This window comes from Synechococcus sp. KORDI-100 (assembly GCF_000737535.1).
Lineage (GTDB): Bacteria > Cyanobacteriota > Cyanobacteriia > PCC-6307 > Cyanobiaceae > Parasynechococcus.
On sequence record NZ_CP006269.1, the window covers coordinates 2,752,285 to 2,777,980 of the forward strand.

The 25,696-nt window shown below is 57.8% G+C and carries 21 protein-coding genes; 15 read left to right on the forward strand and 6 right to left on the reverse strand.

Going from position 1 to position 25,696, the window contains the following annotated elements; all coding sequences use genetic code 11:
- The first annotated feature begins 3 nt into the window (after positions 1–3).
- From KR100_RS14140 to KR100_RS14160, 5 genes are all read left to right on the forward strand, one after another.
- Positions 4–891, forward strand: coding sequence for an SWIM zinc finger family protein (locus KR100_RS14140; RefSeq protein ID WP_038547384.1), 888 nt, complete (start codon positions 4–6; stop codon positions 889–891).
- 24 nt (positions 892–915) lie between these two features.
- Positions 916–1,392, forward strand: coding sequence for an MEKHLA domain-containing protein (locus KR100_RS14145; RefSeq protein WP_038547386.1), 477 nt, complete (start codon positions 916–918; stop codon positions 1,390–1,392).
- Positions 1,393–1,525: 133 nt separating this feature from the next.
- Complete coding sequence (locus KR100_RS14150; protein WP_038547388.1) at positions 1,526–3,940, forward strand: cadherin repeat domain-containing protein; 2,415 nt, start codon at positions 1,526–1,528, stop codon at positions 3,938–3,940.
- Positions 3,937–4,206, forward strand: a complete 270-nt coding sequence (locus KR100_RS14155) for a hypothetical protein (protein ID WP_038547390.1) — start codon at positions 3,937–3,939, stop codon at positions 4,204–4,206. Before KR100_RS14150 ends, KR100_RS14155 begins: the two co-directional genes overlap by 4 nt.
- A gap of 261 nt (positions 4,207–4,467) precedes the next feature.
- Complete coding sequence (locus KR100_RS14160; protein ID WP_038547393.1) at positions 4,468–4,863, forward strand: Hsp20/alpha crystallin family protein; 396 nt, start codon at positions 4,468–4,470, stop codon at positions 4,861–4,863.
- Between the two features lie 71 nt (positions 4,864–4,934).
- On the opposite strand, the gene KR100_RS14165 is transcribed toward KR100_RS14160, so the two are convergent.
- Positions 4,935–6,230 carry an NRAMP family divalent metal transporter gene (locus KR100_RS14165; RefSeq protein ID WP_038547396.1) on the reverse strand — a complete coding sequence of 432 codons (1,296 nt, stop codon included), beginning with the start codon at positions 6,228–6,230 and terminating at the stop codon, positions 4,935–4,937.
- 83 nt (positions 6,231–6,313) lie between these two features.
- On the opposite strand from KR100_RS14165, the gene KR100_RS14170 reads away from it, so the two are divergent.
- Together KR100_RS14170 and KR100_RS14175 are read left to right on the forward strand one after the other, a co-directional pair.
- Positions 6,314–8,062 carry a diflavin flavoprotein gene (locus KR100_RS14170; protein ID WP_038547399.1) on the forward strand — a complete coding sequence of 583 codons (1,749 nt, stop codon included), beginning with the start codon at positions 6,314–6,316 and terminating at the stop codon, positions 8,060–8,062.
- Positions 8,062–9,873 (forward strand): diflavin flavoprotein, encoded by a 1,812-nt coding sequence (locus tag KR100_RS14175; protein WP_038547401.1) that lies wholly within the window; start codon positions 8,062–8,064, stop codon positions 9,871–9,873. The genes KR100_RS14170 and KR100_RS14175 overlap by 1 nt, the downstream gene beginning before the upstream one ends.
- Positions 9,874–9,898: 25 nt before the next feature.
- Here KR100_RS14175 and KR100_RS14180 read toward each other — a convergent pair whose 3' ends face one another.
- Positions 9,899–10,717: a ZIP family metal transporter gene (locus tag KR100_RS14180; protein WP_162176547.1), complete on the reverse strand. Its 819-nt coding sequence runs from the start codon at positions 10,715–10,717 to the stop codon at positions 9,899–9,901.
- Between the two features lie 88 nt (positions 10,718–10,805).
- Between KR100_RS14180 and KR100_RS14185 the strand changes: the two genes are divergently transcribed.
- The 3 genes from KR100_RS14185 (at position 10,806) to KR100_RS14195 (ending at position 12,475) form a co-directional block, all read left to right on the forward strand.
- Positions 10,806–11,330 (forward strand): NAD(P)H-dependent oxidoreductase, encoded by a 525-nt coding sequence (locus KR100_RS14185; RefSeq protein WP_038547407.1) that lies wholly within the window; start codon positions 10,806–10,808, stop codon positions 11,328–11,330.
- The gene (locus tag KR100_RS14190; RefSeq protein WP_038547410.1) at positions 11,327–12,037 is read left to right on the forward strand and encodes a pirin-like bicupin family protein; all 711 of its coding nucleotides are present in this window, start codon (positions 11,327–11,329) and stop codon (positions 12,035–12,037) included. The genes KR100_RS14185 and KR100_RS14190 overlap by 4 nt, the downstream gene beginning before the upstream one ends.
- Before the next feature lie 231 nt (positions 12,038–12,268).
- Positions 12,269–12,475 carry a hypothetical protein gene (locus tag KR100_RS14195; RefSeq protein ID WP_038547413.1) on the forward strand — a complete coding sequence of 69 codons (207 nt, stop codon included), beginning with the start codon at positions 12,269–12,271 and terminating at the stop codon, positions 12,473–12,475.
- A 3-nt stretch (positions 12,476–12,478) separates the two neighbouring features.
- On the opposite strand, the gene KR100_RS14200 is transcribed toward KR100_RS14195, so the two are convergent.
- The 4 genes from KR100_RS14200 to KR100_RS14215 all read right to left on the reverse strand — a co-directional run bounded on the left by KR100_RS14200 (position 12,479) and on the right by KR100_RS14215 (position 17,462).
- Positions 12,479–12,712 (reverse strand): hypothetical protein, encoded by a 234-nt coding sequence (locus KR100_RS14200; RefSeq protein WP_038547416.1) that lies wholly within the window; start codon positions 12,710–12,712, stop codon positions 12,479–12,481.
- 168 nt (positions 12,713–12,880) lie between these two features.
- The gene (gene gcvP, locus KR100_RS14205; protein WP_038547419.1) at positions 12,881–15,757 is read right to left on the reverse strand and encodes an aminomethyl-transferring glycine dehydrogenase; all 2,877 of its coding nucleotides are present in this window, start codon (positions 15,755–15,757) and stop codon (positions 12,881–12,883) included.
- A gap of 54 nt (positions 15,758–15,811) precedes the next feature.
- Complete coding sequence (gcvH, locus tag KR100_RS14210) at positions 15,812–16,201, reverse strand: glycine cleavage system protein GcvH (RefSeq protein WP_038547422.1); 390 nt, start codon at positions 16,199–16,201, stop codon at positions 15,812–15,814.
- Entirely contained in the window at positions 16,191–17,462 is a 1,272-nt protein-coding gene (locus KR100_RS14215; protein ID WP_369793849.1) for an aminotransferase class I/II-fold pyridoxal phosphate-dependent enzyme, read from the reverse strand. Before KR100_RS14215 ends, gcvH begins: the two co-directional genes overlap by 11 nt.
- Positions 17,463–17,653: 191 nt before the next feature.
- On the opposite strand from KR100_RS14215, the gene KR100_RS14220 reads away from it, so the two are divergent.
- From KR100_RS14220 to KR100_RS16855, 5 genes are all read left to right on the forward strand, one after another.
- Complete coding sequence (locus KR100_RS14220) at positions 17,654–18,565, forward strand: fatty acid desaturase (RefSeq protein WP_038547425.1); 912 nt, start codon at positions 17,654–17,656, stop codon at positions 18,563–18,565.
- 62 nt (positions 18,566–18,627) lie between these two features.
- Positions 18,628–19,086 carry a 50S ribosomal protein L9 gene (rplI, locus tag KR100_RS14225; protein ID WP_038547427.1) on the forward strand — a complete coding sequence of 153 codons (459 nt, stop codon included), beginning with the start codon at positions 18,628–18,630 and terminating at the stop codon, positions 19,084–19,086.
- Between the two features lie 61 nt (positions 19,087–19,147).
- Complete coding sequence (gene dnaB, locus KR100_RS14230) at positions 19,148–20,554, forward strand: replicative DNA helicase (RefSeq protein WP_038547430.1); 1,407 nt, start codon at positions 19,148–19,150, stop codon at positions 20,552–20,554.
- Positions 20,555–20,842: 288 nt separating this feature from the next.
- A complete protein-coding gene (locus KR100_RS14235) occupies positions 20,843–21,841 on the forward strand; it encodes a helix-turn-helix transcriptional regulator (protein ID WP_239420357.1) in 999 nt (332 codons plus the stop codon).
- Positions 21,842–21,961: 120 nt separating this feature from the next.
- On the forward strand, positions 21,962–25,639 hold the full coding sequence (locus tag KR100_RS16855) for a hypothetical protein (protein WP_071839955.1): 3,678 nt from the start codon (positions 21,962–21,964) through the stop codon (positions 25,637–25,639).
- Positions 25,640–25,696: the final 57 nt, after the last annotated feature.

Genomic DNA, 25,696 nt, shown 5'->3' on the forward strand with positions numbered 1-25,696 from the left:
ACGATGACGATCACCAACGGCAACAACAACGGCATCACCGCCATCGGCGATGAAGGGCTTGGCCAGCAGCCCTGGTGGGTGCAGCAATGGATGGAACTGATCAATGGTTACCGCTTCAAGAAACGTCTGGAGCGCGCCTGGGGGTATGCCCGCGAGGGCAACGTCACCTCCATCAGATTCGAAGGACGCCGGGTGCATGCCCGCGTCCAGGGCACCGGCGAAGAGCCCTACAAGGTGAAGCTGTGGCTGGATGTGCTGAACGATGAAGACTGGGCCTACGTCCTGGAGGCTCTGACGCAGAAGGCCCGCTGGTCTGCCCAGTTGCTGGCGGGGATCATGCCGGTTGACATCGAACGGGCCTTCGCTGCAAGCGGAAAACGGCTGTTCCCGTTCAAATTGCAGGAGGTCCGCAGTGAATGCAGCTGCCCGGACAAAGCCAATCCGTGCAAACACATCAGCGCGGTGTATTTCCTGATGGGAGACCGCTTCAGCGAAGACCCCTTCGTGCTGTTTCAACTCAGAGGTCGCAACCGCGCCAAGCTGCTGGAGGACCTGGCGGAACAACGTCGCAAGGCCCTGGCGGCTCTGGCTGAGCAGGGAACCCAGAGCGAGACGGGTGCAACAAAAGAGGATTCGGCTCCGCTGCCGCCTCACCCGGCCGTGCTGGATCCTTCGCTTTGGTGGCGCTACGACCGCAGCCTCGATGGCGATCTGGTGGTAATCACCCCAGCAATGGATGGCGACACAGGCCTCGATGCCGCTGGTGAACTGCCCCTGGCGGAGGACCCGCGTTTCCCCGAGGCACGTGACAGCTTCCTGAACAATCTCAAGGCCCACGGCCAGGCCAGTGCCCAGCAGGCGATGCTGCAGGCCATGGCGGCTGGCAGCTGACGAGCAGTGGAGTGGCCTGAAGCCATGGTCGATGCCGCCTGGCTCGCCGCGGAGACTCAAGCGCTGGCGGCGATGCTGCTGGAGTCGCATCAACGGGCCTTCAACAGGCCCCTGATCACCGCCGCCCAAACGGGCCGCTCTAGACGCCTGCTCTGCCAGGAGCTGTTCGCCTGCGGCTTTCCGGTGCTGGCCCACGGCACGGAGCAGGATCCCAAGCTCAGTTACGCCAACGCCGCTGCCCTGCAGCTGTGGGACAGCCACTGGGATGAGCTGATCGGCATGCCCTCACGGCTCACCGCTCCGGACAGCGAACGGGCGGAACGCAGCAGCGCCCTAGGCCAGGCGAAACGGCTGGATGCGGTGCAGAACTATCGCGGTATTCGCATCAGCCGCAAAGGGCGGCGATTCATGATCGACAACGCCAGGATCTGGACCCTCTGGGATGCGGGCGAGCGGGTCTGCGGCCAAGCGGCCTGCTTCAGGGATTGGTGGCAGATCTAAAAAGTAGCCGCAAAAACAAAAAAATAGTTATAGACAAAAAACTGTTTTCACAAAATCCCTACAAAATAGATCAATCAAGGCATTGGAATGGAAGGCAAGCCACTAAGAGGTTCGACCAGAAAAGGATCCATCAATGTTACATCCGTCAAATCCGGAGGGTACACAAACGTCAACCCGACCTCAAATCTTTGTCCAAAATAGCAGAATTGAATTCCGGTACAAGTTTTCTTCAGGACTAAAGGGATTAAAGCAGGAAATCAGGCTTTATAACGTTGACGAAAACTGGAGAAAAGCAATCATTCCACTGCAGGGCGGATCTCGAAGCATTAACAACTCAAAACGAGAAGTTGTCCATAGCCTGAACCTAAAAAAACTCTGGCAGGGATCCAGAGACTGGAATCTCCCCGACGTTGTACTAAAAAACAATAAGATGAAGGGGTACATTGCAGGCCAATGGGGCGCACCACAATTATTTTTCACTGTCACCATCGACACAGAACATTCAGGAGCCAAAGCATTTATTGACTACATTTCCGATAAAAAAGGGCCCTTAAATCTAAACCCCGGGAAGCCGGTCAGCCCAGACTCATTGGAGATTCATGGAATCGTAAAAGGAAATCCCGAAAAAGAAGAAAAAGTTGAAGTCTTCTCAACGTACAAGCAGGCCAATAAAACCGTGACACTTCATCACGGTTATGCAGAGCCCAAATCAGGCAAGTGGGATTTAGAACTGAAAAAATTCCCAGATGGAGCCAATGTCACGCACAACATTTTCGCTCGCCTAATCGATCCTGCCGGAAATCATCAACATACCGATTCCCAGTCGGTCACGGTCGATACCCTACCGGAGGCAGAGGCAAAAATCCTACAAATTGATGGCATCAAACTCAAAAAAAACAAGCTATCCAATGACACAAGCAATGCTAGACCCTTGATCACTGGAACATTAAGCAGCAAGCTCAAAGAAGGTGAACAAATCGAGATCTGGAATAAGCACAGAATATGGCATAACAAAGTAGCAAGAAACAGATTTCTGGGCTATGCCACGCCCGAAGGAAAAAGCTGGACTTTTAAGCCAGCGAAGAACCTCCAATCCAACAAACAATACAAACGCGTCTATGGACATCAGCCTCACTATCTAACCGCAAGAGTTTCGAATGGCCTTGGGAAGATTTCGAAACAAAATCGAATATCCTTCGCAGTTGACACGAACGGCCCAAGCATAAGACTGGACTCAAGCGAACAATTACGAAATGGCCTAAGTCGCTCGCCTGGCCAAGAGAAAATAGTTAACTCGTACCTGAACGATATCAAGCGCAGACATAACATCAATCCAGACCACATGCTCATAACACTCAAAGCGAGAGACCGGGGAAATATATTTGCGACACCCTCGACACTCAAGAAAGGCCTCGAAATAAGCAATGGAACAGTAGGAAAAGTTCTGGCTCCTCAAAACAAGAACGTCCTTATTTCCGAAAAGTACGTCGAATCACTTTACGAAACCCTTGAGGGCACACTCTTCATCTCAGTAATACCAACAGCCAATTCCAATGGCCATATAAAAATTCAATTCCAAAAAAACATATTAAAGGACCGAGCCGGCAATAAAAACAATGCTTCCAATACCCTGAAACTTCCTTTTGACACACGCACCAAAGAGACAACTCCTGAAGATGGATTATTAAATCCAATTGACGAGAAAACAACGCCTAAAGATGAGGATGTAAAGCCGAGTGACAACAATCCAACCCCCGTTCCAGACGATACAAACAAGCCAATTAATGCAGCCAAGCCCTCTCTGAAAAAAACCGAAGCAACGATTGCAGAGGACGCCAAGGCAGGCACAACAATCATTGATTTGGCAGACAGCAAATCCGGCAAAGACCTCAATGCCGACGGAGACAAACTCACCTACACCATCGAAACTGGCAATGACGATGGGCTATTTTCCATTGACCCCGACTCTGGCGTGATCTCGATTGCCGCAGGTAAATCACTCAATTACGACACCAAGCGATCGCACAAACTCACTGTTGAAGCCTCCGATGGATCCCAATCGGGGTCGGCTGTGATCACCATCAAGGTAACGGATGTCAGTGGCTATCCCGCTCCAGCAGACACATCTCCCTCCCTGGAAGCCCAGACGGTTCAAGTGAATGAAAGCATCAAGCCCGGCGATGAAATCGTCGACCTATCAGACGAATCAGGAGGAGATACCAACGGCAACGGCAATGCTCTTGCTTATGCCATCAGCTCGGGGAACGAGGAGCAACTGTTTACAATCAACCCCAGCAATGGCAAAATTACTCTTTCAAAAGAAAAGGTTCCAACCGCTAAGTTTCTTGATTACGAGACCCAAAAGAGCTTTGTGTTAGGTGTCAGTGCAAGCGCCAAAGGCAAAACTGATACCGCCCAGATCACCGTTCAGGTACAAAACCAGACCGAACAATTCAACCTTGGCAGCCCTGCCCCATATTCCTGGGGGGGGGGGATGACATCACCGGCAGCATCAGTAACAGTGCTAAATCCGACTGGGTCAGTTTGAGCATCAACAAGGGTCAATCGGTTTCACTTGGCTTCAATGGCAGCGGAACACTAGACAGCCAGAACAACGTTTACGTCAAAGCCATATACAACGATTTCGGCCATGTGGTCGACAACAATGAGTATTTCGATCCCCCTGAAAACCTAACCTCCTTTGACGTCATCGCGCCCTATACCGGCACCTACTACGTGGAGGTGAAAGCTAGGGATGGGCAGACAGGCTCCTATGGATTTGGGGCAACCGACAATGGCATTGCCCTGGGCTGACACAGGCACTCCAGTGGGCTGATTCAGCACCACAACGCAGCGATGAACCCCCTCAGATTCGATCCGCTTGCTTCAGCGGATTCGCTTGGAGCTGAAAGCATTCGGTTTTAACACCATCCCTGTGGTGCCAACCGAACTCTGCAGTACAGACCGAATCAAAACGGGCGGTTCTCACGCTTCTGGTTCTCATTCAACTGACGCAAATTGTGATGGCGGGCGATCAAAACAGTCCGCTGATGTTCCCCTTCAGGAGTAACAACCATGCTGACCCTGCGCCAATCCCCCTTCGATCTGTTCGAGCGACTCGAGCAGCAAATGGCCACCGCTGAGCGCATCCCCCAGGCCGAAGTGATCGACGGTGACGGTGCCTACACCGTTCGCCTCGAACTTCCTGGCGTCGAACGGGATTCCATTGAGGTGAAAGCCACGGACCGCACTCTGATGGTGAGTGCCGAACGCAAAGCCGCCGTCGAAGCCGACAACCAACAACCGGCTCTGCTGAGTGAGTTCCGCACCGGGACCTGGAGCCGCAGCTTCCGCTTCTCAAGCGGTCTCGACCGAGACCAGCTCAAGGCCACCTACCGCGACGGAATTCTGGAAATCACCGCTGGCAAGGCCGTCAGCCACACCAGCGTGACGGTGAAGGTCGAGAGCTGAGGACCAAACGGAGAGGAAGAACGGACACCCCACCCCGCTTCGGCGGGGTTTTTTGCTGCAGACGCCCTCGCTCAACCCCCCAGACCGAAGAAAGCATTGGCGATGAACAGCAGACTGAAACCGCCCAAAAACACCAACCCGAACCAGGACAGGGCTCGCATGAACGGTCCATAACGGTGGGCATCGGGCACGAGGGAGCTGTTGATCGTGTCCATGGCCATCCAGGCGAACAATGGTGCGGTCAGGAAACTGCCCGTCATTGCAGCGAAGACAAAATCCTTGACGCCAATGCCACCACCTTTGGCCACCACCAGTGCCGACACGGCTACCAGCAGATGCAACACAACCCAGAACTGGTAACGACGCCGTTGAGGTCCAGGGGCTGCATCGCCACGGTCCTGCCCCCGCAGCAGTCCCTGAATCGCCGCAATGCTGCGGGGGTAGGCATCGAGGCAGGTGAGGGTGGTGCTGAACATGGCGGAGAACGCCGCCGGGATGATCACCCAGGCCGCCCAGCCCCCCATGGCGGCGGTGTAGAGCTTGATCAGCTTCTGGGCGAAGGACAGACCGGTGCCGGCCAGCATCCCGTCGCCTGTGCCGTACATCGTGTAGGCACCAAGAACCACGAAGAACAGGGCCGTCACAACCGTGACGCCATAGCCCAGATTAAAGTCAACCTCCGCCTCCTGCGGACTGGCGGTGTGGTCGGTGTCGCGGGCCCGGGAGAACATCCACAAGGACGGCCAGACGCACATTTCCACCGGTCCAGGCATCCAGCCCATCAGCGGGATCAGAAAGGCCAGGTTTGCCAGGGTCCAGGGGCTGGGATCAGCGCCGACCCAGCTCGCGGCGACATCACCAGCGGGTCCGCGGATCAGCAACGACGCCGCCCCAAGTCCGGTGAGCAGGGTGAGCAGCACCACCAGCAGCTTTGAGAGTCGGTCGAGAGCGCGGTAATGACCAAGCAGAAGCACCAGGCCACTCACCACCAGCACCCCGATCGAGAGGCCGTAGGGATCCTGCCCTGCCAACCCAGGGATGTTGGTGAGCAGCAGCCCCGCCACAAAACTCACCGCCGCGATGGTGAAGGTCCCGGTGACCAGGCTCACCACCAGGTACAGCGGCAGGTAGAGCGGATTGCGTTTCTGGAAGCCCTCCAACAAAGACAGCCCGGTGGCCGCTGTAAAGCGGGTGCCCACGCGAAGGAAGGGATACTTGATCAAATTGGTGAGCAGGATCAAGCCCACCAGTGCAAATCCGAAACGGGCTCCCGCCGTGGTGGACGACATCAAATGGGATCCACCGATGCAGGCACCGGCCAAGAGGATCCCGGGCCCAATGCTGCGTCGCAGCGTCGATGACGCCATCACGAGGTTGCGGTTGCGACCAGTCTCCGCCGCCGCCCCCCCACGAAATCTCCGTAAAGTCGATATCCGTCACGGTCGCATTCATGGTCGTCGCTCCAGCCGCTCCGAAGCTGTCGCTGCAGTGCGAGGCCATCGCCGCCGACACCACCACGATTCGATCCCTCGACTGGGATCGCAGCCGCTTTGACATTGAATTCGGGCTGCGCAACGGCACCACCTACAACGCCTTTCTGGTGCGGGGGGAACGCACGGCCCTGATCGACACCAGCCACGCCAAATTCCGCAAGACCTGGATTCCGCTCCTCAAAGATCAGATCGATCCAGCCGCGATCGATGTGTTGATCGTGAGCCACACGGAACCTGACCATTCCGGCCTGATCGGAGACCTGATCGATCTCAATCCCGAGATCGAAATCGTGGGCTCGAAGGTGGCGCTGCATTTCCTCAAGGACCAGGTGCACAGGCCGTTCAGATCCCGTGCGGTGAAGTCGGGCGAGGAACTGGATCTCGGCACCAATCCCGACAGCGGCATCCAGCACCGCTTCGAATTCCTCAGCGCTCCGAATCTGCACTGGCCGGACACGATCTTCTCCTTCGATCACGGCACAAGCATCCTCTACACCTGCGACGCCTTCGGCCTGCATTACTGCACCGACGACATCTTCGACGCCGACCCCGGGGCCATCGCCCCCGATTTCCGCTTCTACTACGACTGCCTGATGGGTCCCAATGCCCGCAGCGTGCTGCAAGCGCTCAAGCGCATGGATGGTCTGCCGGAGATCAACACCATTGCCGTGGGACACGGCCCCCTGTTGCGGCATCACCTCAGCCACTGGATCAGCGATTACCGCGAATGGAGTGGCCAGCGCAGCAAGGGAGAGAGCTATGCAGCGATCTGCTACCTCAGCCAATACGGATTTTCCGATCGAATCAGCCAGGCCATCGCCCACGGCGTGGGCAAGGCGGACGCCCAGGTGCAGCTCGTGGACCTGCGGGCCACCGATCCCCAGGAACTCACTGCACTGATCGGCGAAGCCAAGGCGGTGGTGGTACCCACCTGGCCATCGGAACCGGATGCCGACCTGCAAGCCTCGATCGGCACCCTGCTGGCGGCCCTGCAACCCAAGCAACTGGTCGGCGTCTATGACGCCTTCGGCGGCAACGATGAACCGATCGATGCGGTCGCCGATCAACTGCGCAGCCAGGGGCAGAAACAGGCGTTCAGCCCCCTGCGGATCAAACAACTGCCCCAGGGGAGTGATTACCAACGTTGTGAGGAGTCCGGCACGGACCTTGGCCAGCTGCTCACCAAGGAGAAGACGATCGCAGCGATGAAAAGCCTTGACGGTGACCTCGACAAGGCCCTCGGGCGGATTAGCGGTGGCCTCTATGTGGTGACCGCCAGCCAGGGTGACGGTGAAGGGCGCCGGCGTGGCGCCATGGTGGCCAGCTGGGTGAGTCAGGCGAGCTTCTCACCACCGGGGCTCACGGTTGCCGTTGCCAAGGACCGAGCGATCGAAGCCCTGATGCAGGTGGGTGATCGCTTCGTGCTGAATGTGCTGCGCCAGGACAATCACCAGCCTCTGCTAAGGCATTTCCTCAAGCGGTTCCCCCCCGGAGCCGATCGCTTCGCAGGCGTGAATGTCCTGGATGGCGTCGCTGAAGGAGGTCCGGTTCTTGGCGATGCTCTGGCTTATCTGGGTTGTCGGGTGGAGCAGCGTCTGGAGGGTCCGGATCACTGGATCATCTACGCCGTGGTGGAACAGGGGAATGTGGCTGACACCGATGCCTCCACGGCCGTGCACCATCGCAAGGTTGGCAATCACTACTGATGACAGCGTCAGCGACAGCAACCACGACAGCCATACGGCAAACGATCACCCTGCCCATCGACCCAGGGGCTGTCAGCCTGCGCAGCCTGAGCCAGCAACGCAGCCGCTTCGAGCTGGAATACGCCCTGGAACGTGGCAGCACGGCCAACAGCTTCCTGTTCGAGGGAGATGAACACCACGCCGCTGTTCTGGTTCACCCCCCAGGTGCTGCCTATGGAGACGTGTTTCTTCCAGCCCTGGCAGCGGCGATGCCTGATCACAGCCGAAGCCTCCAAGTGGTGGTCGGCCATGTGAACCCCAATCGGGTCGCCCTGCTGCGTGAGCTCGCAGCGACTTACACACGCCTTGAGCTGATCGCATCCAATGCCGGCGCCAAGGTGATGAAGGAATTGTGGACTCTGCGCAAGCCAACCCCTCCAGGAGAGTCGTCAGAGGCGCCACCACTGCCGGATCTACCCCCGATTCGCACCATCCGGCATGAGCAGGGCACGCCGCTCAGTCATGGACGCACCCTGATGCTGCTGCCGGCCCCGACACCCCGCTGGCCGGGAGGACTGCTGGCATTTGAAGAACGCCTCGGACTGCTGATGAGCGACAAGTTCTTCAGTGCCCATGTCTGCACTGAAGACTGGGCCGAAAGCAACCGCAGCAGCACCGAAGAGGAGCGCCGCCATTTCTACGACTGCCTGATGGCCCCGATGGCGCGGCAGGTGGACACCCTCGTGGACCGCCTGGAAGACCTCGACATCCGCACGATCGCACCAGGGCACGGGCCAGCCATCGAAACGAGCTGGAGAAGTTTGCTGAGTGACTACCACCGATGGGGGGAAAGCCATCAGCAGGCAAGTCTCAACGTGTTGCTGTTGTTTGCCAGCGCCTACGGCAACACTGCGGCGATCGCAGATGCGCTGGCCCAGGGGATCGGCCGCACCGGCATCCGGGTGAACAGCCTCAACTGCGAATTCACGCCAGCCAACGAACTGGTGGATGCAATCCAGCTGTCGGACGCCGTCCTGATCGGATCTCCCACCCTTGGCGGTCATGCTCCAACCCCCATCGTGTCTGCCCTGGGGACCTTGCTGGCCGAGGGAGACCGCAGCAAACCCGTTGGTGTCTTCGGCAGCTTCGGCTGGAGCGGAGAAGCGGTGGATCTGCTCGAAAACAAATTGCGGGATGGCGGCTTCTCGTTCGGTTTCGAACCCATTCGGGTGAAATTCAGTCCTGATGCTGCTCGGGTGAAGCAGCTTGAAGAAACCGGTACCCGCTTTGGACGTGAGCTCCTCAAAATCCAGAAGCGTGCCCAGCGACGTTCAGCTGGTGGCTTGAGTGAAAGCCGCAGTGACCCTGCCGTGGTTGCCCTCGGTCGCGTGCTCGGATCCCTCTGCGTGCTGACGACGCGCAAAGGCGACCTGAGTGGCGCCATGGTGGCCAGCTGGGTGAGCCAAGCGAGCTTCTCTCCTCCGGGGATCACGGTGGCCGTCGCCAAGGACCGTGCCGTGGAAGCCCTGCTGCACAAGGGCGATCGCTTCGCCTTGAACGTGCTGGCCGAAGGTCGCGAAACCGCCCTGATGAAGCAGTTCCTGCAACCGTTCGAACCCGGTGCAGATCGCTTCGCAGGCCTTGAACTGGAGACCAGCCCCGCCGAGCAGCCACTGCTTCCAGCGGCTCTGGCCTGGCTCGATGGAGAGGTGAAACAACGGATGGAATGCGGCGACCACTGGCTTCTGTATGCCCAGGTCAACCATGGCGGCCTGTTTGATGCCGAGGGCTCCACTGCCGTGCACCAACGGCGCAGCGGCGCGAACTACTGAGAAGCCATTTCGGTGGGAATGCGCTTCAGTGGGGAAGCAGTCGTGACAGCACAAAAGCGATCGCGAAACCGGAGCCACCGAGGATGCTCACCATGTCATGGGTTTCCTCAAAGGCCTCCGGCACAACGGTTTGCAGCGTCATGGCCAGAACGCCACCTCCAGCCAGTGCAATCAGCGCTCCCTGCAAGATCGGGCCCGTGCCTTTCAGAAACACGAACGACAGCAGCGAGGTGAACGAACAGATCAAGACCACCCCACCCCACATCAACAGGATTGTCTTGAGGCGCCAGCCAGAACGCTGAAGTCCGGCACCGCTGGCCAGGCCCTCAGGAATGTTGGTGATCGCCACACTGATGATCACCGAAAGACTCACGATCCTGTTCTCCAACAGTGAGATGCCGATGCTTGCCGCCTCGGGAATGCCATCGATCAGAGCACCAATCACCAAAGACATCCCGGCTGTTTGAGCGGAATCGTCAGCAGACTCCTGACGGAGTCCTCCGTGGGTGACAGAACACCGACGTTGCACGCCCCTGGATTGCAGCAGTCGATTGAACAGAACAAACAGGCAAAGACCGACAAAGAAGCCGAACAACGCTGGAACAAGTCCCGCCGTTTCATACGCCACTTCGAGCAGGTCATAGGACAGGAGCGAGATCAACAACCCTGCACTGAAGGCCAGCATCACCGCTGTGATGCGCTTGCTGGGATGGGTGAACGACCCGATCCAGGCCGAGATCAACAACGAAGCCGTCGCCAGAAACGCCCAGCCAAACGCCTCATATGGCGTGCCTTGACCGACAGAAGCTGTCGGGGCAACAGCGAATAACCAAGAGAGATCCAAATGTGTGAATTCATAGATCCGCTCCTGCACAGGTAGCGACAAATCGCCTCCTTGAACTTCAGGATTGAGGCATGAAGCATGTGAACCGATGAGCCAGGGAGGTCCCGATCTGCTCGCCATCGCTGCGAGCAACGGCGAGAACCTGAAACTCGCCCAGCAGTTCGTCGACGCCGCTGCCGCCCGCGACGCCGCCGCGGAGCTTCTTGATCTCACCCTGCTCGACCTTCCCGTCTTCACACCACGGACGAAGAAAGACATCCCCCCCAGCGGCCTGAGTGAACTGGAGCAACGTCTGTTCAGTGCTCCACGCTGGGTGATCTGCGCGCCGGAATACAACGGCTCGATCCCTCCTGTGCTCAGCAATGCGATCGCCTGGCTGTCCGTTCAAGGAGACGATTTCCGTGCCTTGTTCAATGGCCGACCCGTCGGCATCGCCAGCGTCTCCGGAGGCGGTGGCATGGAAGTGCTGCTCTCGATGCGCATTCAGCTCACACACCTTGGTGCACAGGTGGTGGGCCGACAGCTACAAAGCAACAAGTCCAAGCCGCCACGTCAGGAAAGCGTGGATGATCTCGTGGACCGCCTGCTGCAACTCCATCCGTTGATTCTGTGAGATTTCGACCATCCGCCGAGCGATTTCACAGCCAGCTTGACTGGCTGGATTCATGGCACAGCTTTTCCTTTTCCTATCACTTCGATCCTGGCTGGATAGGCTTTGGTCCGCTTCGCGTGATCAACGACGACACCGTTGCAGCCGGTCGAGGCTTCGGGATGCATCCCCACAAGGACATGGAAATCGTGACCGTGATGGTGCAAGGCCAGATCAATCACCGTGACTCGATGGGCCACAGCGAAGTGCTCAAAGCCGGGGAAGTCCAGAGGATGAGTGCCGGCACCGGCGTGGTGCACAGCGAAATGAATCTGGGTCAGGAGGCATGCCGTTTTTTACAGATCTGGATCGAACCGGATCAACGCGATCTCAAACCTGCCTATGAACAGAAACCGTTCAGCATCGGACGGGACTGGACAGCTCTTCTGGATCCATCGGGACGAGACGCGGCCATGGCCATCTCTCAGACCCTTTTCCTTTGGAGAGCCAAACCGAAGCCTGGCGACGACCTCTCAGTGCCGGATCAGGGCGGTTCGATGCTGTGGCTGCAGCTGATCGATGGCGCTCTCAGCTGGTCATCCCAGCAGGGAGAACCTGCAACCCTGGTGAAAGGAGATGGCGTGGGAGTGCATCGTGATGACCCACGCCTCCAGCGGCTGCAGGGGGCTGATTCCGGTGCTGACGTCCTGTTGTTCGCGATGAACGGTTAACACCACATGTGGGGAAGCGAGCATGGGGGACCGCAGGGATGGAGACCGTGCTGGGTGCCCGTCCCGCCACATCCACTGCAGGACCAGCACAGCGATTTTGAGGGTCTCCATGACAAATGATGATCTACTGCAGTCGCGTTCGGATGATCCCAAAGACATTCGGTGCAACACGCAAACACCACATCTTGTGCCCTGAAATAACGGAGTCATTGATCAACGATCCCCTGAGCGATGGGATTTCTGATGAACCGTCAGACCGTGGTGCGCTATCGCGGTTTTCTGCTGTTGCCTCAAAACAATCAGAGCTGGTTGGTGCGCCCTGAGCGAAGCCCGATGCGTCTGTTGCCGTTTCGGACACCCACCTGCTCGCTGGCGGATGTCAAAGCCCTTCTCGACTGGAGGCTGTCGCAGGAAGAGACGGAAATCAAGGCAGCCTGACGATCAGGCTGCTGCCGGTGGTGGGGTCGGGTGATCGATGGGCTGGAGAGGAATGACCAGGGTTGCCCAGTGTTCCGGGCGAGCGGGACGCTCACGGCGGGCCTGACGCACACCGAACGGAACTCTCACAACGTTGGTGCCATCAATCGGCAGAGTGTGTCCTCGACGCAGAGCTGACTCCAGGCCATCCGGCAATTCCGGAAGTGTTGGCTGTGGAGTGTTGCTTATCCGATCCATGGTGTCCCCCGACAGACGAATCAGTTGACGAACAGTTTGCGCTCAAAAGGCCTCAACCCTGTTCGAATCAAACGAAGTTTTCGCTTTTCGGTGAAAATTTACCGCGGCTTTGCCCTAAACACCAGTACGCAGTCCAATTCAGGCTTCTGCGGTTGAAGCAGCTGCTCTTCAAGCAGCTGTCGCCATCTCCTCCACCGAAGGACACGTGCACACCAGATTGCGATCGCCAAACGCGTTATCGATCCGAGCCACAGCAGGCCAAACCTTGAGCTGGTCCTGACCTTGCATCGGAAACGCCGCCTGCCTGCGGCTGTAGGGACGATCCCACTGGTCAGACAGCACCGACGCCATCGTGTGAGGAGCCTGCTTGAGAGGGTTGTTGATCGGATCCATGGCACCGGCTTCGATCGCACGAACCTCCTCCCTGATGGCGAGCATTGCGTCGCAGAAACGATCGAGCTCCACCAGGCTCTCGCTTTCAGTTGGTTCCACCATCACTGTGCCCGCCACTGGCCAACTGACGGTGGGGGCATGGAATCCGTAATCCATCAGACGCTTGGCGATGTCATCCACGTCAATGGATGCACTGCGTTTGAGAGGGCGCAGGTCAAGGATGCATTCGTGGGCAACGCGACCGGTGGAACCGCGGAACAGCACCGGGTAGTGGGCATCGAGACGATCGGCCAGATAATTAGCCGAGAGAAGCGCCACGGCACTGGCCTGACGCAGAGCTGAAGCCCCCATCATGCGCAGATACATCCAACTGATCGGAAGAATTCCAGCACTCCCCAGGGCTGCTGCGGACACAGGGCCGATTGCAGAGCTGGATGGCGCTGCCGCCAGGGGGTGACCAGGCAGGAATGGGGCGAGGTGAGCCGCCACACCGATCGGACCGACGCCAGGGCCTCCACCGCCATGGGGAATGCAGAAGGTCTTGTGCAGATTGAGATGACAGACATCCGCTCCATAGGCGCCAGGTCGACAAAGGCCTACCTGAGCATTGAGGTTGGCGCCATCGAGATACACCTGACCTCCGTTGGCATGGATCAGCTCGCAGATGCCGCGAATGCCCGGTTCAAACACACCATGGGTGGAGGGGTAGGTGACCATGAGTGCAGCCAGTCGGTCGGCGTGTTCGGCCACCCGGGCGGCGAGATCCTGCTGATCAATGTTGCCGTCCGCATCGCAAGCCACTGGAACAACCCGAAACCCAGCCATCACGGCGCTGGCTGGGTTGGTGCCATGGGCACTCGTGGGAATCAGGCAAACATCCCGGTTCGTATCCCCTCGGGACAGGTGCCAGGCCCGAATCACCAGAAGTCCCGCATATTCACCCTGGGATCCGGCATTCGGCTGAAGGGAAACAGCGGCGAACCCGGTCAGTGCCGACAACCACTCTTCAAGATCTGCGGCAAGCCGCTGATAACCCTTGACCTGATCGGCAGGAGCGAATGGATGCAAGGAGGCGAATTGCGGCCAGCTGACCGGAAGCAGCTCCGAGGCAGCATTCAGCTTCATGGTGCAACTGCCCAGGGGGATCATCCCGTGAACTAGCGATAGATCCTTGCTGACAAGACGCTGGATGTAGCGCATCAGCTCGGTTTCGCTGCGATAGCGATGGAACGCCTCCTGCCTGAGCCAGGGCAAGATCCGCTGGGGAACGCCGCTCAGATCACCGGTGACCGAAGCAACAGGGGACGGTGCTGGCTTCTCCACAGCCGACGCCAGGGCAGCGATCAGCTCTGAGATTTCAGCGTCCGTACTGCACTCATCGAGGGCGATTCCGAATCCGGTGGCCTGATCCGCCTCAACGCCATGGGGCAGAACCTGCAGGTTGAAACCAGCAGCCCTGGTCGCCTGATGGATCAGCGAGGCCTGGGGAGAGCTGACGACGATGCTGTCAAAGCGATCGATCGCGGCGAGGGAGAACCCAAGCGAGATGAGGGCTGCCTCAAGACGCTGCCGCAAGCTCACGATCCGACGAGCGATCGCCGTGAGACCTTCCGGTCCGTGATGGACCGCATAGAACGAGGCCATCACAGCCAGCAACACCTGAGCCGTGCAGATGTTGCTGGTGGCCTTGTCGCGCCGGATGTGTTGCTCACGGGTCTGCAGGGCCAGGCGCAGGGCCGGGCTGCCCTCAGCATCGCGGGACTGACCGACCAGTCGACCGGGAATCTGGCGCTTGTACGCCTCGCGTGTGGCGAAAAATGCCGCATGCGGTCCGCCGAAACCCATGGGTACGCCAAAACGCTGGGCACTTCCGACAGCGATATCAGCACCCATGGATCCCACCGGTGCCATCAGTGTCTGGGCAAGTGGATCAATCGCCACAGTCACTAATGCCCCGACAGCGTGACTGCGCTCGATCAGATCAGTGGGATCCCAGATTCGTCCATCAGCGCCAGGAAGCTGCAGCAGAACGCCAAACACGCTCTCATCGATGCTGACGTCGTCCGGATTCACCTGCTCGAGCTGAATTCCCAGGGGCTCAGCACGGGTCAGCAGAACCGCCAAGGTTTGGGGCAGAACCGCCGAATCGACGAGATAACGCGAAGCATTTGTTCTCCTCGTGACTCCATGGCTGAGTGCCATGGCCTCCGCAGCCGCCGTGGCCTCATCAAGGAGGGACGCATTGGCGATGGGCAACCCGGTGAGTTCACTGATCAGGGTCTGGAAATTGAGGAGAGCTTCCAGACGACCCTGGGCAATTTCCGCCTGATAAGGGGTGTAGGCGGTGTACCAGGCTGGGTTTTCGAACACGTGCCTCTGAATCAGCGCCGGCGTTGCTGTGCGGTGGTAGCCAAGGCCGATCAGTGACCGAACGATGTGATTGTCTGCGGCAATGCCTTTGAGATCTGCAAGGGCAGACGCTTCATCACATCCCTCAGGCAATTCAGCTGTTGGTGCGTCGGCGTCGAGAATGTCCTCTGGAACGACATCCGCGATAAAGGCATCTAGATCCCTGTAACCGAGCTGGGAGAGCATCTGCAGCTGGTCCTCCTCGCTAGGGCCGAGATGGCGCTGCAGGAATGGCGAGGTCAAAGCGGCCGAAGACGTAGTGCGGCGATCGTAAAGAAAGGTCACCAGCAACCGGTGTCAGCTGGCATTCACCTTCGCACCATATTCAGCTGAATTGAGCAGCGTTTCGAGCTGGGCTGCATCTTTGGGACGCACCAGAAGAAGCCAGCCTTCGCCGTGGGGATCGTTCTGCAGTTCTTCAGGGCTGTCGAGCACTGAGTCATTGCGCTCCACCACCTCACCATCAAGCGGTGCATACATGTCCTCGACAGCCTTGACGGATTCGACCGAGCCGAAGCTGTCACCTTTGCTGAGCTCTGAACCCACCTCTGGAAGGTCAACAAACACGATGTCTCCGAGCTGGTCCACTGCGAAAGCACTGATCCCGACCCGAACCAGTTCACCGTCGGCATGGGCGAACTCGTGACTGTCGGCGAAACGGAAGGAAGCGGGAAACTCAAACGCCATCGGCTGGCTGTTGTGGTGTTGTTCCAGTCTGCGGGAGATCGATCCGACCTGCCGCATCGAGCGCTGCAAGCGCCTCCGTGAGCGCCAGTTGAACGTGGGACCGGTGCGTTCCTCCCTGCACATAGAGATTGAATGGCTCACGCAGGGGGGCATCAGCGGACAGCTCACTGGTCGACCCGTCAATGAACGTGCCGCCGGCCATGACCAGTTCACTGTCGTATCCGGGCATCGCTGCGGGCACCGGATCGAGATACGCACCCACCGGTGAACAGGCCTGCAGGGCTCGGCAAACCAGCGTCAGGCTCTCGGAGGAGCCCAATCGCACAGCCTGGATCAGATCACTGCGGTAGTGGCCCGGACGGGGATTCACGGCAAAACCCAGCCGTTCGAAAACACCTGCGACAAGGTCAGCCCCGATCAAGGCCTCAGCCACCATTTGCGGAGCCAAAAACAGTCCCTGCAGCACCAACCGCTGCAGGTCGAACCCAATTCCTCCTTCGCTGCCGATGCCTGGAGCCGTGAGCCGACAGCAGGCCTGCTCCACCAGCTCGGCACGGCCAGCGACGTAACCACCTGTGGGGGCGATGGTGCCTCCAAGGTTTTTGATCAGGGACCCTGCGATCAGATCCGCACCCACATGAGGCGGCTCCATCTCCTCCACCAGTTCGCCGTAGCAGTTGTCGACAAAACAAACGCACTCCGGCTGTCGTTCATGAATGAGCTCACAGAGTCGCCCGATCTCGGCAACAGTCAGCGACGGACGCCAGCTGTAGCCACAACTGCGTTGGATCAGAACCATTCGCAAAGGTGCCTCCAGGGCAGCCTCCAGGGCGGATTGATCGACGGCACCCGAAGCAGTCAGGGGGAGTTCGCTGTAACGGATACCAAAATCAGCAAGGGACCCCTGCTGCTGTCCACGCAGTCCAATGACCTCCTCCAGGGTGTCGTAAGGCCGTCCTGTGATCGACAACAGATGATCTCCAGGCCGCAGCACGCCGAACAGAGCCGCGGCGATCGCATGTGTTCCGCTGACGAACTGGAGGCGAACCGCTGCTGCTTCAGCGCCCAGCACCCTGGCAAACACACGGTCCACCAGCTCGCGACCCTGATCCCCATGGCCGTAACCGGTCAGCGATGCAAAGTGCTGGGTGCCGAGCCGCTCAGCAGCGAAGGCGTTCAGGACCCGCTGCAGCCGCGGTTCCACACCCACCGTGCGCTGCCTGGCGATCGCGTCTTGGTCGGCAACCACCTGGTCAACCAAACGTCTCGCCCGTTCGCGAGAGGTGGACTTGGCGTCACCACGGGGCACTGGCTGAATCCGAGTGTCAGCACTGCAGCATGAACTCCCGACCACGAACAGGATCGGTAATTCCTTTAGATTTCCGTCACTAACGGCACCATCCGCTCCCGATCTATTGCTTGAGCGGCGTTGTCACCCCCGGAGTTTTCCTGTTGGTATCCACGCAATCAGCTGACACCCGCGCGGTTCGGCAATGGGCAGCGGTGAGGGCTCCTCGAAGCCCCCTGCCGTCCCGACAACGTCGGTTCAAAACCGGCACAACTGGGTTCATGCTTGCCATGCATGTTCTGGCAACGGTGGCACTGCTGCCGCGGTTCTGGAGCTGGCAGGGGCTCGCTGCCTTTGGAATTCTTTACTGGGTCACGGTCTTGGGCGTGACCCTCGGTCTGCACCGTTTGGTGGCACACCGCAGCCTGGTGGTCCCGGTTTGGGTCGAGCGAATCCTTGTGATCATGGGCACTCTCGCCTGCCAGAGCGGGCCCATTGAGTGGGTGGGATTGCATCGCCACCACCACCGCTTCTCCGATCAGCCAAGCGACCATCACGATGCCGGCCGGGGGTTGTGGTGGAGTCACAGCGAATGGATGCTCCATGACATTCCCGCCTTGAGGGAGCTCGATCGTTATGCGGGCGATCTCCTGGCTGACCCGTTCTACCGCTGGCTTGACCGCTGGTTCCTCCTGCTGCAGATCCCCCTGGGACTCGGGCTCTACTGGATCGGTGAGGCGGCTCAGGTGCACGGGGGAGGTTTAGGTCTTGTGCTGTGGGCCATTCCTCTCAGGCTCGTTGTCGTCTACCACGTCACCTGGCTGGTCAATTCCGCCACCCATGCCTTCGGTTATCGAAACTTCGACTGCCCAGACCTATCCCGCAATTGCTGGTGGGTCGCCATCCTTTCCTTCGGAGAGGGCTGGCACAACAACCACCACGCCCATCCAGCCAGTGCTCGTCACGGCCTCCGCTGGTTCGAATTCGATCTCACCTGGCAGCATGTGCGGCTGCTGCGCCGCTTCGGTCTGGCAAGTCGGGTCCGCACCGCCCGCTATGTCCACGGTGCCACCTGAGCTGACGGCTACCAAGTCGTAGGCTGATTGACCTCAGTGAAATCGTCGACCCAACCCGTCCCATGCCCAAGCGTGTACAAGTCGTTCTGAATGAAGACATCCTCAGCCTCGGCAGGGACGGTGATTTGGTTGATGTTGCTCCTGGCTACGCCCGCAATTTCCTCCTGCCCTTCGGCAAAGCGGTGCCGGTAACACCGGCCGTGATGAAGCAGGTGGAGCACCGCCGGGCCAAGGAAGCCGAACGCCAGGCAGCTCTGAAGCAGCAGGCCTTGGATTTCCAGACCGCTCTGAACACCATTGGTCGGTTCACCGTCAAGAAGCAGACCGGTGAAGACAATGTTTTGTTTGGCACTGTGACCAACGGCGATGTGGCCGAAGCCATCGAAGAAGCCACCAAGAAGGAGATCGATCGCCGCGACATCGTGGTGCCTGAGATCCACCGCACCGGCAAATACTCCGTGACGGTGAAACTGCACAGCGAGGTCACCGCTGAGATCAACCTGGAAGTGGTCAGCTACTGATCGCTAGCGAAACGGCTCGGACGAGCCAGAGTGAGAGACCTGTCTTGAGCGCCCTGCCGCCATGGTGAGCGTCCCCCTACCTGAGAACGACGACGGGGGACGCCGAGGCATCAGCCGAAGCCGTCGAGACCAGGAGCCCAGCTTCGAAGCCCTGCCCGACTCGATTCCGCCCCAGAACCTCCAGGCTGAGGAAGCTGTTCTGGGGGGAATCCTGCTGGACCCTGATGCCATCAGCCGGATCGCTGACGTGTTGCAGCCGGAAGCCTTTTACCTCAACGCCCATCGAGAGATCTTCCGCACCGCCCTGATGCTTCATGGGCAGGGCAAACCAACGGACCTGACGGCGATGACAGCCTGGCTCGCCGATACCGGCTCCCTCGACAAGGTTGGGGGCAGCAACCGATTGATGGAACTGGTGGATCGCGTCAGTTCCACGGCCTCTATCGAGCAGGTGGCGAGGCTTGTGATGGATAAGTTTCTACGCCGCCAGTTGATTCGCTCCGGCAATGAAGTGATCAAGCTGGGATTTGATCAGAACCTGCCGATGGACCAGGTGCTGGATCAAGCCGAGCAGACGATCTTCGCCATCAGCCAAGAAAAACCTTCTCAGGGCCTCACTCCCACGGCTGAAATTCTCACGCAAACCTTCGAGGAAATCGAAAGCCGTTCGCTGGGGACCTCCGTCGCTGGCATCCCGGTGAACTTCTACGACCTTGATGCGATGACGCAGGGGCTGCAGCGCAGTGACCTGATCATCGTTGCCGGCAGACCAGCGATGGGAAAGACGTCGATCGTGCTGAATCTGGCCAAGAACGTGGCCCAACTGCACGACCTGCCCGTCTGCGTGTTCTCGCTGGAGATGAGCAAAGAACAACTCACCTATCGGTTGTTGTCGATGGAAGTGGGTATCGAAGCCGGCCGTCTACGGACCGGACGCCTGCAGCAGGAGGAATGGCCGCTGCTCGGCCAAGGCATCAATACCCTTGGCCAACTGCCGATTTTCATCGATGACAAACCCAACGCAGGGGTGCTGGAGATGCGCTCGCTCTGCAGGCGATTGATGGCCGAGCAGGGCAAAGAGCTGGGACTGGTTGTGATCGACTACCTGCAACTGATGGAGGGATCCACCCCCGACAACCGGGTGCAGGAGCTGTCGAGAATCACGCGTGGCCTGAAAGGCATGGCACGGGAGTTGAACGTGCCGGTCATTGCGCTCTCCCAGCTAAGCCGCGGCGTGGAATCACGCACCAACAAGCGACCGATGCTCAGCGATCTGCGTGAATCAGGCTCGATCGAACAAGACGCTGATCTCGTGCTGATGATCTACCGCGATGAGTACTACAACCCGGAAACCCCGGATCGGGGAATCACTGAGGTGATCGTCACCAAGCACCGCAACGGCCCGGTGGGCACTGTGAAATTGCTGTTCGAGCCGCAGTTCACCCGCTTCCGCAATCTGGCAGCCTGACAGACTCCCAATCTTTTATGAATCAATGACGCCATCGAACGGTTGAGTCACCGTGTCAGCATCAAGGCAATGAGAGACTCAAGCAAGGACAACACATCCAGAGACTGAGCAAACACGTTCCCTTCAATCATCGTGACATCACTACAACGCGATCAAGTCAAAGACCAACATCATTGGCGTTTACACCATCCAAGCATCTAGCTCCATAATGTTTCGCATGACGTGCAGAACATATGAATCATCAACGTGTCATAACAGGAGAGGAACATCAACATGCAAGGCGATGCCATGAATCATCGCGACGGTTACAACATGGCCGAACTTCAGCTTGATGCGACCTTTCAAAGTTGCGCTGACCTGCAGAAACTCTTTCATCCGCTGTCTCCGGATCTTGTGGCCTTGCAACTCAGCCATGGTCCCCTGCAAGGGCGGCTGCGCATCGTTGCTCTACAGGAATTGCGATGCAATCTTCTGGAATCAAACCAGAGCCTGTTCCTCAGCGGCACACGACGACCAAGGCCTTGCACCCTGGCCATTCCTTTGAATGAGCTCAAGGTCAACGACACCTATCAAGCCCAGGGCATTCCCATGCCGTGGCCAGGTGTGATGGGATACAACCGAACATTGACCGATTTTGATCTCAAGCTCCCTGCCGGAGCCAAGTTGGCCACAGTGGTCATCAGCAAAGCAGCCTGGAGCAACCGCCATGCCAAACAGAATGGCGGCACGTTAACGCTAAAGCGTTGGGATCAGACCAACCAGCTGGAACTTCAAAAGCCACATGTCCTTGAGCTTCGACGCCAGCTGCTGAGCCTGGTGAATGGAACAGCAGACGCCACGAAAGCCGAAGAATCCGATCAGCTCATCACGACACTGATCCAGTGCTTTGAAGATCCAACCGCACGCACCCTCCCAGTCGCGAAGCGCGAAGCACGCCACGAAGCCGCGATTGACTTGCTGCACTGGTGCGCCAAATACCCCAATTCGACACAGAGCATTGAAGAAATCAGTCAGCAACTGTTTCAATCGCGCACCTCTTTATTTAAGGGCTCGAAAGAGCATTTCCAACGCACCCCCATGCAACTGCAACGCTCTATCCGAATGGATCGGGTACGGGAGCTGTTGCTCAATCCCAGGCAGTGTGCAAGCCAAGGCCTGATGGGCGTCGGCGCGATCGCAGCCTCGGTGGGCTTCAACAGCCGCAGCCATTTTGCCAAGCACTACGAAGAGCACTACCACGAGCTGCCGATCGAAACCTTGAAACGTCATCGGGCTCAGATCCACTGACCCACCGAAGGCATGAATCACGTACGATCAAGCTCAGAACCTTGCACAATTCGACTCACACTGGGGTTTGGGTCAAACAGACAATTGGTGTAAAAACGATGAGTAGTCTCTGAGAGGGCGTTGAACAGGAGTCGGACTTACAACAATTGGCTCGTTCAGCTGCAAATCTGGGCTGCCAGCGGTGATCTCTTAGCAGCCGGCTTTGACGCACTGCAACTGAAATCTGGCAGGCGAAGCAAACAGCTGAAACGCATCGTTGATCGACTGGTCCAAGGGGACAAACGCCATCTTCCACCTGTTGAGGTGCTGCCGAGCAGCGCCATGGCTGGCGCAGCCGGCGCCTATGCCGCGAGCACAGGCAAGGTTTATCTCAATAAGGACTGGCTCAACAACGCTTCTGCTGCAGCAGTTCAAGCCGTTTTGACAGAGGAGCTTGGCCACCACCTCGATCAATTGCTAAATAGGCACGACACGGAAGGAGACGAAGGGAAAATATTCGCCAATTTATTAGTCAACCCAACAGTAAATTTTGTAGACATTCACGATCACTCAGAAGCCAGAAGTGATCACATCAAAATATTGGTCAAAGACAAATGGATCCGCGCTGAAGCTGCAATATTTACAGGGAATAACGGCCCTGACACTTACACCGGCACAGCAGGTAGTGACACTATCAAAGGCGGCGGCGGAGCTGACACGCTTGATGGACAAGGGGGGAACGATCGCATCCTTGGCGAAAAAGGGAAAGACTCCATTCACGGAGGCTTGGGAAATGATCTTATTTACGGCCAAGATGATGCCGACAACCTTTGGGGCGATAGCCCAGATGACACGGTCAATGGTGGTAACGACACGATTCACGGGAACCAAGGTGCAGACAACATTTACGGTGGAGTCGGCAATGATTCGATCTCAGGTGGAGATAAATCGTCGAATCGCCTGTATGGCGGTAATGGCAATGATCTGATCCAATCATTTGGATTTAATAGCAGCGCGAGCGATGACAACTCGAAAGACACAATATACGGAGGAGCGGGCAACGACACACTCAAAGGTGGAAATGGCAGAGACAAGATTTATGGAGGAGCAGACAATGATTTCCTTCAGGGCAACGGCAATTGGGACTCTCTTTATGGAGGGGACGGGAATGACACGATTAACGGCAATCGAGGAGCCGATTGGATCTGGGGAAACGAAGGAGATGATATCTTGCGCGGCTTTAGTTCCAGCTCTGGAACAGACAATGGCAGCAGCAGAATCTCGGGAGGCGCGGGAAATGACACCATTACTGGGGCCGGCAAAAGAGATACTCTGCATGGTGGATCTGGCAATGATTCACTGCGTGGCCAGGCTCATGCTGACAAACTATTTGGCAACGCTGGCGACGATATCCTCCATGGCGGCAAATCATACGATCACCTCTTTGGTGGGACTGGCGCCGATATCTATCACTTTAAAGAACCGCACAAAGCGCATGTCCACAAAGACGCCATTCATCAGCGCCATGGACATTCAGTCCGCTATACCTCAGAAAGTCTTGTTTCATCAAACACACTCCAAGCGGGAGGCTCACTCACATTCGCTAATGGGGTTGATCTTGCAATTTACGGCGTTGGGGCTGCCAGCAACAAGTTCTGGGGACGCAACCGAAATGGTGCAGGAGCAGGCATTTTCCTCCCGAATGCCAATGCCCTAGAACTTCTCAGTGCCGGTGACAGCACAAATAATTTATCCGTTTTTGGAAATTACATGATCCGTGGCAGCTGGGCACCCAGCAGTGGAGATTTATCCAGCATCACACTTGAGGATCGAATTGGATCATTCACACAAAACAACAGCGGCGATGATGTCGTCCTCCTCTACAATGTCGCTAACGAAGATCTTACAAACAGCGAGAATACAAATTATCTTGTTGTTACAGATGCATTTAAAAATAGCGTAGACCTGATCAGCGATATCATTCGCTCTAATGATGCAGTTAAGCCAACAGCTGCTAATGATACGGCAACCGTCGAGAGATTATCAACAAGTTCTCAACTCGATCTTCTTGATAACGACTCTGACTCCGATGATTCAGATAGATGGATTAGCGACGATACATTTTCCAAGCATCTTAGAATCAAGTCTGTCGGTGGGGTGGCATTCACAAGCCTGAGTGATTCCACTGACTCGACATACACAGCAGCGAGTGGTTACAAACAGATTGTTGGCAGTCACGGGACCCTATACCTTAAGCAAAAAGGCACTGGGTACTACAAACATAATAACCTTGATATCGGCTCAAAAAGTCATTCTCTCGAGAACAAGATTAGGACCTTATTCTCTTCCGAGACGGAGACGTTCAGTTACATCACGAATGATTCAAGTGGCAACGAATCGGGTTCTGCATCATTAACCCTTTCCATCGCCGACACCACCGCACCAACGGTGCAGTCCGTCAGCAGTGCCACCGCCAACGGCACCTACACCACCGGTGATGTCATCACCATCAATGTCGTCTTCTCAGAAGCCGTCACCGTCAACACCGCCGGCGGCACACCCCAGCTCACTCTCGAAACCGGCTCCACCGATCAGAACGCCTCCTATTCCTCTGGATCCGGCACCACCACCCTCGCCTTCTCCTACACCGTTCAAAACGGCGATACCGCCTCCGACCTCAACTACAAGGCCACAACCTCCCTCGCCCTCAACGGCGGCGTCATCCAAGACGCCGCAGGCAACAACGCCACCCTCACGCTCCCAGCCACCGACAGCAGCGATTCCCTCGCCAGCAACAGCGCCCTCGTCATCGACACCACCGCGCCAACGGTGCAGTCCGTCAGCAGTGCCACCGCCAACGGCACCTACACCACCGGTGATGTCATCACCATCAATGTCGTCTTCTCAGAAGCCGTCACCGTCAACACCGCCGGCGGCACACCCCAGCTCACTCTCGAAACCGGCTCCACCGATCAGAACGCCTCCTATTCCTCTGGCTCCGGCACCACCACCCTCGCCTTCTCCTACACCGTTCAAAACGGCGATACCGCCTCCGACCTCAACTACAAGGCCACAACCTCCCTCGCCCTCAACGGCGGCGTCATCCAGACGCCGCAGGCAACAACGCCACCCTCACGCTCCCAGCCACCGACAGCAGCGATTCCCTCGCCAGCAACAGCGCCCTCGTCATCGACACCACCGCGCCAACGGTGCAGTCCGTCAGCAGTGCCACCGCCAACGGCACCTACACCACCGGTGATGTCATCACCATCAATGTCGTCTTCTCAGAAGCCGTCACCGTCAACACCGCAGGCGGCACGCCCCAGCTCACCCTCGAAACCGGCTCCACCGATCAGAACGCCTCCTATTCCTCTGGCTCCGGCACCAACACCCTCGCCTTCTCCTACACCGTTCAAAACGGCGATACCGCCTCCGACCTCAACTACAAGGCCACAACCTCCCTCGCCCTCAACGGCGGCGTCATCCAGAGCGGCCTGGGCAACAACGCAGCCCTCACGCTCCCGGCCACCGACAGCAGCGATTCCCTCGCCAGCAACAGCGCCCTCGTCATCGATACCACCGCGCCCGTCATCACAGGTCCATCAGGGGGAGCTGGTGCTTCAACCTCCAGCATCTCCATCACAGAGGGCGGAACGACCGTTACCCAGATGTCCGCCAACGAAGCGATCACATGGAGCCTGGGTACGGCTCTTGATGAGTCACTCTTCAACATTGACTCCAATGGCAATCTCAGCTTTCAATCAGCGGCTGATTACGAAGCTCCACTCGATTCCGATGGAAACAACTCCTACGTCCTGAACATCAAAGCAACGGATACGGGCAGTAATCAGAGCGCCCAGCAGCTAACAATCAACG